This window comes from Pseudomonas sp. Xaverov 259, assembly GCF_019352915.1.
Classification (GTDB): domain Bacteria; phylum Pseudomonadota; class Gammaproteobacteria; order Pseudomonadales; family Pseudomonadaceae; genus Aquipseudomonas.
In genome coordinates this window covers 728,872-741,893 of sequence record NZ_JAAAFV010000057.1, presented here as the reverse complement: position 1 = coordinate 741,893, position 13,022 = coordinate 728,872, and the positions used below count along the sequence as shown (strand labels likewise).

Here is a 13,022-nt window from a genome sequence, read left to right as displayed (position 1 = left end):
AGTTTGCCGGTCGAACAGCCAGCGTTCAGTTTGACGCCTTGCTCCACTGGCAATAGCAACCCACCGCCAGGGTGTGGGTGGCATCGACGTCGCGCCCGGCCTTCAGGGCTTTGAGGATAGGCTCGATAAAACTGTTGCTCGAATTGCACGTCAGCCCTTCGCTGTACGGCCCGAAGTACGCGAGTTTGCCGCTGCGATCCCAGATGCCGACAGCCGGCGTCGCCGGCACCTGGTCGGCGCCGAACAGGGCATTGAGCGGTTTCATCTTGCGCAAATTGTCGGGCAGTTGGCCGTGGCTGCCGGCCTTTTGCAGGGCGTAGAACTCGACGCCTTGGGGCGCGTATTGCTCGATCAGCTCGCCCAGGTGCTGCTGGTTGCCGACGTTGCAGGGGCAGGCCGGGTCCCAGAAGTGCACCAGGCGAATCGGGCCTGGGCCTGCCAGTTCGGCGGGCAGGCGCAGGGCATCACCGGAAAACACCGCAGTGTGTTCGCTGAATGCGCGCAAATAGCGGCTCTGGAACCAGTCATAAGCCGCCCACAGCACACCGGCGCAGATGACCAACAGCAGGCCGGCAAACAAGGCAGAGCGGTAGGGTTGTCGCATTCGGAACTATCCTCGAAGGTCGCGTAGCTTGCCATGCTTGCCCTGACAGATGAATATCGCAGCTCGATATTCATCTTCACCGTCAGTCTGGAAGCCTTTATGCCTGTGAGTTTTGACCCCGATCATCTGCGCGAGAGCTTGCGGCCACTGGTGGATGCGCAACCGCTCAGCGCCGAGGCGCGGGTCTACCAGCGTTTCTATGGGCTGGACCTGGCGGCGCGCAAAGTGCCTGCGGTGAGCCGTCTGGGGCGCTTTGAGGTAGATGGCTTCCAGGTGGTGGCGCAAGTCTGGTGGCCGCCTGCGCCGGTGGCGACGATGTTCATGTACCACGGCTTCTACGACCATATGGGCCTGTACCGGCATGTGGTGGACTGGGCGCTGGATCAAGGTTTTGTGGTGATCGCCTGCGACTTGCCGGGCCATGGCCTTTCCAGTGGCGCACGCGCCAGCATCGACGATTTTGCGGTGTATCAGAACGTGGTGCAGGCGTTGTTCGCCCAGGCCAAAGCCCTGCAACTGCCGCAACCGTGGAACCTGTTCGGGCAAAGCACCGGCGGCGCGGTGGTGGTGGACCATCTGCTCAACCACGGTGCCGACAGCCCGGCCCAGGGCAAGACCTTCCTGCTCTCGCCCCTGGTACGGCCGCGTGCATGGGGTTGGTCGCAGGTCAGCTATTACCTGCTGCGCCCGTTCGTCAAAGGCATTGCGCGGCGGTTCAGCGAGAACACCCACGATCCCAAGTTCAAACCCTTCCTGGAAGCCGACCCGCTACAGCCGCGCCAACTGCCGACCGCCTGGGTCGGGGCGCTGGCGCGTTGGATCAAACGCATCGAAGCGGCACCGCGCAGCCCACGGCGGCCGGTGATTGTGCAGGGGGAAGAAGACATGACGGTGGACTGGCAGCACAACTTGCAGGTGCTGCGGGGCAAGTTCGACCAGCCGCAGGTGTTGATGCTGCCGCGTGGAAGGCATCACTTGGCCAATGAGATTGCGGAGATGCGCGATGAGTACTTCAAATTCCTGACGGACCATCTGAAGTAACACCGTTCAAATGTGGGAGCTGGCTTGCCTGCGATAGCGGTGTTAACTGATACGCCGCCATCGCAGGCAAGCCAGCTCCCACACAAGCCTGTTTCCACATTACTTATTGCGTCAGGCTTGAAGTGCTTTGGCCTACCGCTAACCCTGCACGAATCGCCGCCAGCGCCGCCTTGTAATACGCCCGACCGTCCGGCGACTCCGCAAACGTGGCGAATTCCTCCAGCTCCGGGTCGGACAAGTCTCGATAGACGTACAGCAGCGTGTTATTCAAGTCGTTACCGATCTGCTGCATCAGCCGCTCACGTTGGCCGTTCAACATGCCTTGCGCCTGACCGCCGCCCAACAGGCCGGGAATCATCTGGCTCAAGCTGTCGGCTGCTACGCCGGCAATCGCCAGGCTGACTTCCGCGCCGGCTTCACGGGCCGGCAGCGCCTGAGCCAAGTGGCCGATGATCAGGCTGCGGGTGGCATCGGCTTCGATGTGCGGCAGGCCCTTGGCATTTTTCGCCAGTTGGTCGCGGCGTGTGGCCAGCAGTTCGGCGGCGACGATTTTGCGACCCAGCGGCGACTGGAAAAACGCCAGGGCAGGTTTCGGGTCCGTCAGGTTTTTGCGCAACTGCGCCTCGGCGCGCTGGTCCACGGCCTGGGCGGCGAAGCGTTTATTGCTGTTATCCACCAGCGCCTGGTACACCGCCGGCGGCAGGCTATTGCGGTAGCGTTGCTGGGCGGCACTGAGGGCGTCATTGAAATGCGCACGTTGTTCGGCCCAGCCGGCGACCTTGTACAACTGGTCATGGCCGTCTGCCCAAGCGGGCAAAACGCAGAACATCAGCAAGGAAAAAAACAAACGACGCATAGGGACTCCTGTCAGTCGGCCACTATTGTCCGTGTCGGGCGTAGGATTTGTCGAGAAATCCTATCAGTCACCTGACTAAAGTGTGTTCAGACGCTCGGCGGCTCTGTCGGATTCATAGGCGTATGGATACTATGCGCGCCATGCAAATATCCCTCGAACACCCGCTGCTGCAACGCATCGTCGACGACCTGGCCGAAAAAGGCTGGTCGCAGCAGAACGGCTTCCTGCCCCAGGCTCTGACCCTGGACTTGGCGGCTGAGTGCCGTAAACGTGCGGCTGAGGGTGAATTGGCCCCGGCGGCTGTAGGACGCGGACCTGCGCAGGAGATACGCGAGGGCATTCGCGGTGACCATATCCAGTGGCTGGAGGAGGGCGACGCCGCCGTTTGCGAGACCTACATGAGCGTGATGGACAGCCTGCGCCTGGCCATGAACCGCAGCCTGTTCCTGGGCCTGGAAGATTTCGAAAGCCACTTCGCGATGTACCCGCCAGGGGCGTTTTACCTCAAGCACCTGGACCGTTTTCGCGACGATGACCGGCGCATGGTCTCGGCGGTGGTCTATTTGAATGACGCCTGGTTGCCTGAGCATGGCGGCCAGTTGCGCATGTACCTCAAGGGCGGCGTGGAATACGATGTGCTGCCCACCGGCGGTAGCCTGGTGGTGTTCCTGTCGGGGGAGGTGCCCCACGAAGTCCTGCCCGCCACGCGCGAACGCCTGTCCCTGACCGGTTGGTTTCGCCGACGCGGTAACGAGCCGTTTTAACCATGCAAAAGATTCTGATCAGTCGCTGCCTGCTCGGGCACAAGGTGCGCTACGACGGTGGAGCCAGCGGCCCCTTCGATCAATTGGCGGCCTGGCAGGCCGAAGGCCGTGTGGTTGCGATCTGCCCGGAAGTGTCAGGCGGTTTGCCGACCCCGCGACCCTCCGCCGAAATCCCTGGCGGCCAGGGCATTGATGTGTGGGAAGGGCGTGCACAAGTGCTGACGGCCGAGGGTGAAGACTTCAGTGCCGCCTTCCTCGACGGCGCCCGCCAGGCACTGGCGTTGGCGCAGCGGCATAACATCCGCATCGCCATCCTCAAGGCCAATAGCCCGTCCTGCGGTAACCTGCTGACCTACGACGGCACCTTCAGCGGCGTGAAGGTCAACGGCGAAGGCGTGACGGCGGCGCTGCTCAAGCGCCATGGCGTGCGGGTGTTCAGTGAACTGGAGTTGCCTGAGGCGGCACTGCATCTCTCAAGCCTTGCCTAGATCAAAATGTGGGAGCTGGCTTGCCTGCGATAGCGGTGTCGACTGGCACGCCGCCATCGCAGGCAAGCCAGCTCCCACACAAGCCCGCTCCCACAGTTGATCTAGGGTGCCTTTACGACCGGCGTGTCGCCCTCAAACCACTTCTGCGTCAGCGCCTTCAAGCGCCCATCGGCCTTCACGCGCTGTAATGCATTGTCCAGGCTGCTTTTGAATGCCGGGTTGCCCTTTTGGAATGGAATGGCCAGCTCAGGTGTTTGCTTATAGACGTCACTGAAATCGAACCGATCCTGCAGCGCGGCAGTCATAGCGATATGGTTGATGGCCACGTCGAACTTGCCGCTTTCCACACCCGGCAGCAGGTCGGCGTCATCGACGGTGATGAACGAGGGGCGAACTTCCATTTCCTTGGCCAATTGCTCACCCAGTTCCACTTCAAAACCGGTTAGCTTGTCACCGTCCTTGAAGTTGTACGGCGGGGTGTTGGCCTCCAGGGCGATGCGCAGTTCGCCGCGATCAAACACGTCATCGACTAGTTCGGCGTGAGCCAGTGGGCTCAACAGGGGCAGTAAAAGTACAAGGCCAGGCACAAAGCGCATGGTCGCTCCTAAAGAATGTATGCGTGCGAGGCGCCATTGAGCATCGCTTTGCTATGGTGTTGAGTGCCTTGGACAGCAATTTGTCGCGAAGTTGTCATAAACCTACAGATTTCACCGTAAAACTGGAGAAGCGAATGAAAGCCCTTTTGTCTCGTGCTACCCTGGCCAGCCTCTTGCTGGGTGCTTCGATGTTGGCAACGGCCGCTGACGGTATCCCGCGCAGCGCGCCACCGGAAGGCGCCAAAGTCTTTATCGTGTCGCCAAAAGACGGCGCCACCGTCGATAAAACCTTCACTGTGAAGTTCGGCATGGAAGGTCTGAAACTGGCCCCGGCGACCAGCCAGGACCCAGGCACCGGCCACCACCACCTGCTGATCGACCAGAAAGAACTGCCGGACGCCAGCGTGCCGATCCCGGCCACCGACACCGTGATCCACTACGGCAAGGCCCAGACCGAAACCGAGCTGACCCTCACCCCAGGCAAGCACACCTTGCAACTGGTAGCCGGCGACAAACTGCACATGCAGTTCAACCCGACTGTAGCCTCGAAAGTCATCACGGTTAACGTCAAGTAAGATTTGTTCAGACAAAAAAAAGGGAGCCCCGAAAGGCTCCCTTTTTTGTGCAGCGTGGAAAGCGTTAGAACAACACGCGGCTACGAATGGTGCCGTTGATGTGCTGCAGCTTCTCTTGCGCCAGGTCCGAGTACTCGGCGTCGACGTCGATTACCACGTAGCCGACTTTCTCGTTGGTCTGCAGGAACTGACCGGAGATGTTGATGCCGTTTTCTGCGAAGACCTTGTTGATCTCCATCATCACGCCAGGGATGTTCTGGTGGATGTGCAGCAGACGGTGCTTGCCAGGGTGAGCCGGCAACGCCACTTCCGGGAAGTTGACCGAAGACACCGAGGTACCGTTGTCGCTGTACTTGACCAGCTTTTCCGACACTTCCAGGCCGATGTTGGCTTGGGCTTCAGCGGTGGAACCGCCGATGTGTGGAGTCAGGATCACGTTGTCCAGGCCACGCAGCGGGCTTTCGAAGATGTCGTCGTTAGAGCGTGGCTCTACCGGGAACACGTCGATAGCGGCGCCGATCAGGTGCTTGTCCTTGATCGCGTCGGCCAGGGCGTCCAGCTCAACCACAGTGCCGCGTGCCGCGTTGATCAGAATGCCGCCCTTCTTGATGGCGCGGATTTCCTTCTCGCCGATCATCCACTGGGTCTCAGCGGTTTCCGGTACGTGCAGGGTCACGATGTCGGACATGCCCAGCAGCTCGGTCAGGCTCGCCACTTGGGTGGCGTTGCCCAATGGCAGCTTGGTCAATGTGTCGTAGAAGAACACCTGCATGCCCAAGCCTTCGGCCAACACCGACAACTGCGTGCCGATCGAGCCGTAACCGACGATACCCAGCTTCTTGCCACGGATTTCGAAGGAGTTGGCCGCGCTTTTGATCCAGCCGCCACGGTGGCAGGAAGCGTTTTTCTCAGGAATGCCGCGCAGCAACAGGATCGCCTCGGCCAATACCAGCTCAGCTACGGAGCGGGTGTTGGAGTACGGTGCGTTGAACACCGCGATACCGCGTTCGCGCGCAGCGTTGAGGTCGACCTGATTGGTGCCGATGCAGAAACAGCCGACAGCCACGAGTTTCTTGGCGTGGTCGAAGATCTCTTCGGTCAGCTGAGTGCGGGAGCGAATGCCGATAAAGTGCGCGTCGGCGATCTTTTCCTTTAACTGGGCTTCCGGCAGAGAACTGGTGATGTACTCAATGCTGGAGTACCCAGCGGCTTTCAGTACGTCGACAGCCGATGGGTGGACGCCTTCCAGAAGAAGGAACTTGATCTTGCTCTTATCGAGAGAAGTCTTGCTCATCTGCGTAAACCTGTATCCCGGAGAAAAATGGCAGGGAATCGAGCAGCGCAAGCTGACCCGGACGGCAGGAAAGCCGTCACCGCAGAACGCCCTTGGGCTCTGTCCTGCGGGGGCGGTATGCTAGCATACGTGCCCCGCTAAACACCCATTCCTGCGACGTGAAGCGTTCTCAGGATGACCATGAATTGTTCGAGAGTTCTGTCGATGACCCATCCTGCCCTGATTGATGAGCTGAAGACCCTGGTTGAGCCTGGCAAAGTGCTGACCGATGCAGACTCCCTGGAGGCTTACGGCAAGGATTGGACCAAGCACTTCGCCCCCGCGCCGACCGCTATCGTGTTCCCCAAGACCATCGAGCAGGTGCAGGCCATCGTCCGTTGGGCCAATGCACACAAGGTGGCGCTGGTGCCATCGGGTGGCCGTACCGGTCTGTCGGCTGCTGCGGTGGCGGCCAATGGCGAAGTGGTGGTGTCATTCGACTATATGAACCAGATTCTCGACGTGAACCTCACCGACCGCACCGCCGTGTGCCAGCCGGGCGTGGTCACCAAGCAATTGCAGAACGTCGCCGAAGAAAAAGGCCTGTACTACCCGGTGGACTTCGCTTCGTCGGGTTCGAGCCAGATTGGCGGCAATATCGGCACCAATGCCGGCGGGATCAAGGTGATTCGTTACGGCATGACCCGCAACTGGGTGGCCGGCATGAAAGTGGTCACCGGCAAGGGTGATGTGCTGGAGCTGAACCGCGACCTGATCAAGAACGCCACCGGCTACGACATGCGCCAGCTGTTTATCGGCGCCGAAGGCACGCTGGGCTTTGTGGTCGAAGCCACCATGCGCCTGGACCGTGCGCCGAAAAACCTCACCGCCATGGTGCTCGGCACCACCGATTTCGACTCGATCATGCCAGTCTTGCACGCGTTCCAGAGCAAACTGGACCTGACTGCCTTCGAATTCTTCTCCGACAAAGCCCTGGCCAAGGTCATGGGCCGTGGCGATGTACCGGCGCCGTTCGAAACCGACTGCCCGTTCTACGCGCTGCTGGAATTCGAAGCCACCACCGAAGAAGTTGCCAACCATGCCCTGGAAACCTTCGAGCACTGCGTAGAGCAGGGCTGGGTGCTCGACGGCGTGATGAGCCAGAGCGAAACCCAGCTGCACAACCTGTGGAAACTCCGTGAGTACATCTCCGAGACCATTTCCCACTGGACGCCTTACAAGAACGACATTTCGGTAACTGTCTCCAAAGTACCGGCGTTCTTGAAGGAAATTGATGCGATCGTCGGTGAACACTACCCGGACTTCGAAATCGTCTGGTTCGGCCACATCGGCGACGGCAACCTGCACCTGAACATCCTCAAGCCGGAAAACCTCAGCAAGGACGAGTTCTTCGCCAAGTGCGCTACCGTCAACAAGTGGGTGTTCGAGACCGTCGAGAAGTACAACGGCTCGATCTCCGCCGAACACGGCGTGGGCATGACCAAACGCGATTACCTGACCTACAGCCGTTCCCCGGTTGAAATCGAATACATGAAAGCAGTGAAAGCGGTGTTCGACCCGAACGGGATCATGAACCCTGGCAAGATCTTCGCTGTTTAACCGCCCTGAAGGAGTCGTTTCATGAGCTACCAGCACAAGTATGTCGACGGCACCAACATCCACTTTCCCCTGGGCAAAGTGGTGTGCATCGGGCGTAACTACGCCGAACACGCCAAGGAACTGGACAACCCGGTGCCGACCGAACCGTTGCTGTTCATCAAGCCGGGCAGCTGCGTGGTCGCGCTGGAAGGCGGTTTCGCCATTCCGACCGAGCGCGGTTCGGTGCACTACGAAGCGGAAATCGCGGTGCTGATCGGCAAACCGTTGTCGACCAAACCCAGCCGTGAAGAAGTGCTGGACGCCATTTCCGGCTTCGCTCCTGCCCTGGATTTGACCCTGCGCGACAAGCAGGCCGAGCTGAAAGCCAAAGGCTTGCCATGGGAAATCGCCAAGTCTTTTGACGGCGCGGCGGTCATCGCACCGTTTGTGGTGAGCAGCACCTTTGCCGACGTGACTGATATCGGCATTCGCCTGACCATCAATGGCGAAGTGCGCCAGGACGGCAACAGCTCGCAGATGCTCAACCCGATCATCCCGATGATCCAGCACATGGCCGGCTGCTTCTCGCTGCAGGCGGGCGATGTGATCCTCACCGGCACCCCCGCCGGTGTAGGCCCGCTGAATGTGGGCGATGAACTGGTGCTGGAACTGGGTGGCGGTAGCCGCTTCGAAAGCGTCGTTCGCTAAAGGCTCTGCAGGCAATCACCTGTGGGAGCGGGCTTGTGTGGGAGCTGGCTTGCCTGCGATAGCATCGCCTCGGTCTAACTGAAAGACCGAGTTGCCTGCATCGCAGGCAAGCCAGCTCCCACACAAATCTGCTCCCACATTTGTTTGTGGCCATACTCAGATTCCGAGGCATTTTGCATTTTTTTCACACGCCATCCGGATAATCCCCAGCCTCCTGCGCGCGGGTCTGCTGATCCTGTGCTATCACCTAAAGCTGACTCTGCGGAAAAGCGCTCAATGGCCGTGTCCCTGCCTACCCTCACTTCCAAGCCCCGTTCACGTTTTGCCCTGCGCTGGTATTCCTGGCTGTTGCTGGTCGGGACCATTGTGTATGGCGTTGCCTGGGCGATGCATTGGGACGACCGTGGTGTGCTGTGGATCGCTGAGCGGTTCGAAACCCCGGCCGAACGCCAAGCCAGCGTCTGGCTGCCGGATTACCAGGCGGTGATCGATGGCAAACTGCTGCCGGGCATGGAAAAGGACGAGGCTTCGGACCTGTCCTACAACCCGCAGACCAAAACCCTGTTTTCCGTAATGGGCAAAAACCCCTTCCTGGTTGAGCTGAACCTGCAAGGCGACGTGCTGCGCAAGATGCCGCTCAACGGCTGGAACAACCCGGAAGGCGTCACCGTGATGGAAAACGGCCTGATGGCCATTGTCGATGAGCGCATGCACACGCTGACAGTGGTGAGTGTCGACGCCAGCACCCAGCAACTGAACTATGCCGACTTCAAGCACTACGACCTTGGCCCGTCCAAGGACCAGAACAAGGCGTTTGAAGGTGTGACCTGGGACAAGCGCAACCAGCAAATCGTGCTTGGCGAAGAGCGCCCACCGGCGTTGTTCACCTGGAAAAGCGATGGCGCCACGCTGACCGGCGACAAGCAGAAGATCGCCAGCACTGAATTGGACATGCGCAACCTCTCGGCCCTGGCCGTCGACCCACGCACCGGGCATCTGCTGGTGTTGTCGGCCGATTCCCACCTGCTGCTGGAGCTGGACGAGCAGGGCGAGCAGGTCAGCTTCATGACCCTGCTCGGCGGCTTCAATGGCCTCAAGCACACCATCCCGCGTGCGGAAGGTGTGACCATGGACGAAGCCGGCACCTTGTACATGGTCAGCGAACCCAACCTGTTTTATCGCTTCGAGAAGCAGAAATAGCTGACTATTACGTCGGATACTTCGCTATCAGCGGCATTCGCCAAGCAGTCGACTGCGTTTAAGTTTAAATTCAGACGGGCGTGATACTTATTCGCCACTTTTTGACTTTGAGCTTGCCCGATGCGTCGACTCGCCCGCCCCAAACCCGCATTTTTTATCCTTTTGCTGCTCGCTCTGGTGATTGCCGGGGCGGTCGCGCAGAACTTTCGCTTGTTCGAGCGGGCCTGGTTCAACCTTCAAAACTGGCGCCATCCTGCCGATGAGCGCTCCATTGGCCTGAATGATTACCGGGTAAGCCTGGAAGCCAAGGTCATCGAAGGGCTCGACGATGATGTCTCGGCCCTCACTTACGACCCGATACGCAAAAGCCTGTTTACGGTGACTAACAAAAACGCCGAGCTGATCGAGCTGTCGCTGGACGGCAGGATTTTGCGGCGTATCCCGTTGGTGGGCTTCGGTGATGCCGAGGCGGTGGAGTTCATCAGCGACAACATTTATGTAATCAGCGATGAAGCCCAGCAGCGGCTGATCAAGGTGCACGTGAATGACGACACCCAGTTTCTCGATGCTGCCGATGCGGAGCAAATGACCTTGGGCGTGCATATCGGGGGCAACAAAGGTTTCGAGGGGCTGGCCTACGATTCGGTGGGCAAGCGCCTGTTCGTGGCCAAGGAGCGCGACCCGATGCTGATTTACGAGGTGCACGGGTTTCCCCATTTCAAGCCGGAAAAAACCTACTCGGTGCATGTGATCAACAACCCCAAGCGCGATGCCGGGCTGTTTGTGCGCGACCTGTCGAGCCTGCAATACGACGAGCGCAGCGGGCATTTGCTGGCGCTGTCGGATGAGTCGTTCCTGGTGCTGGAGCTGGACATCGACGGTCGCCCGTTGAGCAGTCTTTCCCTGCTCAACGGGCGCCATGGCCTGAAAAAGCGTGTGCCTCAGGCCGAGGGGATCGCCATGGATGACGAGGGTTCGCTGTACCTGGTCAGCGAGCCGAACCTGTTTTACGTGTTCAAGAAGCCCTGATCAGAACATCCACTGCACGCCCAGGGAATAGCCGGTCTGGCTGCCCTCGGCATGCCCAAGGCGGCTGTTCACCTCTGCATACACGCCCAACTGCGGGGTGATCGCCAGCTGGCTGCCGATTTGTGCGCGGCCAAAGCTTTTGTCCACGGAGCCCAGCTTGGCGGTGCGCGCCTGGCCGTCGGCGCGGGCGGTCAATTGCAGGTCATCGAGACGCCCGTCAGCCAGTTCCTTGACCCAGGCGATGTCGCCGTAAGGCAGCAGGCTCAAACCATAGGGCAGGGCGACAGCCCCGCGCACGCGCCAGCCGAGGCTGGCTTCCAGGGAGTCGAAAGACTGTTCTTCGTACGCCAACGCCGTGCGCAGGTTCTGTTTCTCGTGGAACTTGTCGATCCGCGAATGGCTGTAGTCCAGGCCAGCAAACGGCCCGCTCTTGATCGCGCCGAAGTCGAAGTCATAACCGCCGAGTACGCGCGCGCCCAAGGTCAGTGCGTCGGCGTTGCCGCTCAGTTGTTGATTGAGCAGCACCGGGCCGCCATTGGCTTGGATCAGCAGGTTGCGCTTGGCCTCAAAGCGCGTGTGGCCGGCGCTCACGTCACCCGCCAGCCAGCTTGGCCCGCCATCGTTGAGCAATGCATAGACCGCGGCCTGCCAAGTATCGCTGTCGAGTTTGCCGCGTTGCTCCAGCTTGTCACGGCCATTGAGGTAACTGAGGCTGGCGCCGATATTCAGGCTGGAGGTGAGCTGATAGTCGCCCAAGGCGTGCACGCCCAGGCGCCGGGCGTCACGGTTGAGCGGGCTGTCGAAGCCGCTGTCCGGAGTGTATTCGCCGTCCATGCCGATTTCGCCATCAAAGCTTCCGACCTCACGGGCAGCCGCTTGCAAGGTCAACCAACGGCGATCATGCAGGCGCACCATGGCCTGGTGCTGGCGTTGCAGGTTGTCCTGCATGTTGCGCGCAACGGCGCCGCCCGAGGCGGTCGAGGCCAGCAGGTCGGCGTTGGTCAGCTCCAGCACCAGGCGGCTGAGCAGGCGCGAATAGTCGCGCAAGCGCTGGTCGATGCGTTCCTGGCCGAAGGCGTTGGTGAGCACGGTTTTGTTGTCTTCTGCCGGGTCATGCCAGGTGGAGCCGCCGGGGATTTTCGGGTTGTTGGTCTGGGTGTAGCCGTCCAGGTCGCCCAGCTCCCAGTTGGTGGCTTCGATATACAGAATCGGGATCTTCAGCGGTTCGAACGGCTCGCCATCACTGCAGCAGCCGGTGCCTTTGGGGTATTGCGCGTCCAGGCCGGGGTTGGTGAACAACGGGATGTTCAATTCCTTGGCGATCTGGAAGGTGTGTTCGCGCAGCGACGCCAGTGCGGGGTTGGCGGTGCTGTTCTGGCCAGCGTGGGCGTACATCATGTCGCCGGTGATCAGGCTGTCGAGGTTGATCATCGCCAGCATGTTCGCGCGTTGGCTGGCGCTGAGTGAGTCGACAAAGGCTTTGGAGCCGCGCAGGCCTTCCTCTTCTGCGCCGAAGGCGACCACCTGCAGGCCGTTTTCCAGCTGCAAACCGCCAAGGTTCTTCGCCACTTCGGTCAGCACGCTGGCGCCGGAGCCGTTGTCGTCCAGGCCTTGCAAGGTCGGGCGGCCGAAGTAGGTATCGAAGTGCGCGCCAATCACCACGTATTGCGGCTTAGTGCCCGCAGCATAGGCCACCACGTTTTGCGAGGCGCGGGTGCCGTTGTTCCAGGTGAAGTTCTGGCGACTGAGGCTGTAGGCCGAACCCATCTGGCTTTGCATCCAATCCGCCGCGCCAGCGAAATTGGCCGTGCCGCGATACCGGCCGGGGTAATCGTTGATCAGCTTTTCCAGGGTGGTATTGGCGTGCTGGCCGTAATCATAGGCCTGGGTTTGCGCCGACAGCAGGCTGCCGACCACGCTGATCGCGAGGGCTAGGGGCTTTATCACAAGGTCTTCCTTGAGGTGATTGAAGTTTTCTGGCCCAGACCCTTTGCACAATGCGCGCCTCATTCCATGGGCGAGCGCGAAGTGGCGCATTGTTAAACGCGTGGGTCGCCTGGCTGTAATTTGTAACGGATTTGATACTAAGAGAGGCGAGGGATGCCGTGACATGGCGCACGGTTTTGGCGAGGGGTGCTGCGAAAAGTAGCGGTTTTGTTACATGGATATCCAGGTCAGCACAAATTTACTGTGGGAGCGGGCTTGCTCGCGAATGCGGTGTATCAGTCGCCAGATCAGTTGACTGACACACCGCATTCGCGAGCAAGCCCGCTCCCACACAAGCCCTGT

General features: G+C 60.2%; 13 protein-coding genes. 8 read left to right on the top strand and 5 right to left on the bottom strand.

What is annotated here, in order from left to right; genetic code table 11:
* Positions 1-25 precede the first annotated feature (25 nt).
* Positions 26-604 (bottom strand): DUF6436 domain-containing protein, encoded by a 579-nt coding sequence (locus tag K0H48_RS26245; protein ID WP_219269906.1) that lies wholly within the window; start codon positions 602-604, stop codon positions 26-28.
* A gap of 99 nt (positions 605-703) precedes the next feature.
* Between K0H48_RS26245 and K0H48_RS26240 the strand changes: the two genes are divergently transcribed.
* A complete protein-coding gene (locus K0H48_RS26240; RefSeq protein WP_219337614.1) occupies positions 704-1,645 on the top strand; it encodes an alpha/beta hydrolase in 942 nt (313 codons plus the stop codon).
* A 103-nt stretch (positions 1,646-1,748) separates the two neighbouring features.
* Here the strand turns inward: K0H48_RS26240 and K0H48_RS26235 are convergent, their stop codons facing one another.
* Positions 1,749-2,501: a DUF2059 domain-containing protein gene (locus K0H48_RS26235; RefSeq protein WP_099488399.1), complete on the bottom strand. Its 753-nt coding sequence runs from the start codon at positions 2,499-2,501 to the stop codon at positions 1,749-1,751.
* A gap of 131 nt (positions 2,502-2,632) precedes the next feature.
* Here K0H48_RS26235 and K0H48_RS26230 point away from each other — a divergent pair, with 131 nt between their 5' ends.
* Both K0H48_RS26230 and K0H48_RS26225 read left to right on the top strand, forming a co-directional pair.
* On the top strand, positions 2,633-3,265 hold the full coding sequence (locus tag K0H48_RS26230; protein ID WP_219337613.1) for a 2OG-Fe(II) oxygenase: 633 nt from the start codon (positions 2,633-2,635) through the stop codon (positions 3,263-3,265).
* A gap of 2 nt (positions 3,266-3,267) precedes the next feature.
* Positions 3,268-3,753, top strand: coding sequence for a DUF523 domain-containing protein (locus K0H48_RS26225; RefSeq protein ID WP_219269904.1), 486 nt, complete (start codon positions 3,268-3,270; stop codon positions 3,751-3,753).
* Between the two features lie 101 nt (positions 3,754-3,854).
* On the opposite strand, the gene K0H48_RS26220 is transcribed toward K0H48_RS26225, so the two are convergent.
* Complete coding sequence (locus K0H48_RS26220; RefSeq protein ID WP_219269903.1) at positions 3,855-4,349, bottom strand: transporter substrate-binding domain-containing protein; 495 nt, start codon at positions 4,347-4,349, stop codon at positions 3,855-3,857.
* Between the two features lie 134 nt (positions 4,350-4,483).
* On the opposite strand from K0H48_RS26220, the gene K0H48_RS26215 reads away from it, so the two are divergent.
* On the top strand, positions 4,484-4,924 hold the full coding sequence (locus tag K0H48_RS26215) for a DUF4399 domain-containing protein (protein ID WP_017139512.1): 441 nt from the start codon (positions 4,484-4,486) through the stop codon (positions 4,922-4,924).
* 64 nt (positions 4,925-4,988) lie between these two features.
* Here K0H48_RS26215 and serA read toward each other — a convergent pair whose 3' ends face one another.
* On the bottom strand, positions 4,989-6,218 hold the full coding sequence (serA, locus tag K0H48_RS26210; protein WP_065902258.1) for a phosphoglycerate dehydrogenase: 1,230 nt from the start codon (positions 6,216-6,218) through the stop codon (positions 4,989-4,991).
* Positions 6,219-6,422: 204 nt separating this feature from the next.
* Here serA and K0H48_RS26205 point away from each other — a divergent pair, with 204 nt between their 5' ends.
* The 4 genes from K0H48_RS26205 to K0H48_RS26190 all read left to right on the top strand — a co-directional run bounded on the left by K0H48_RS26205 (position 6,423) and on the right by K0H48_RS26190 (position 10,733).
* Positions 6,423-7,817 carry an FAD-binding oxidoreductase gene (locus K0H48_RS26205; protein ID WP_138813417.1) on the top strand — a complete coding sequence of 465 codons (1,395 nt, stop codon included), beginning with the start codon at positions 6,423-6,425 and terminating at the stop codon, positions 7,815-7,817.
* A gap of 21 nt (positions 7,818-7,838) precedes the next feature.
* Entirely contained in the window at positions 7,839-8,504 is a 666-nt protein-coding gene (locus K0H48_RS26200; RefSeq protein ID WP_138813418.1) for a fumarylacetoacetate hydrolase family protein, read from the top strand.
* A 276-nt stretch (positions 8,505-8,780) separates the two neighbouring features.
* Positions 8,781-9,704: an SdiA-regulated domain-containing protein gene (locus tag K0H48_RS26195; RefSeq protein ID WP_219269901.1), complete on the top strand. Its 924-nt coding sequence runs from the start codon at positions 8,781-8,783 to the stop codon at positions 9,702-9,704.
* Between the two features lie 120 nt (positions 9,705-9,824).
* Positions 9,825-10,733, top strand: coding sequence for an SdiA-regulated domain-containing protein (locus tag K0H48_RS26190; RefSeq protein ID WP_065912277.1), 909 nt, complete (start codon positions 9,825-9,827; stop codon positions 10,731-10,733).
* Here K0H48_RS26190 and K0H48_RS26185 read toward each other — a convergent pair whose 3' ends face one another.
* Positions 10,734-12,680 (bottom strand): autotransporter domain-containing protein, encoded by a 1,947-nt coding sequence (locus tag K0H48_RS26185; protein ID WP_219269899.1) that lies wholly within the window; start codon positions 12,678-12,680, stop codon positions 10,734-10,736. It lies immediately after the preceding gene.
* Between the last annotated feature and the right edge of the window lie 342 nt (positions 12,681-13,022).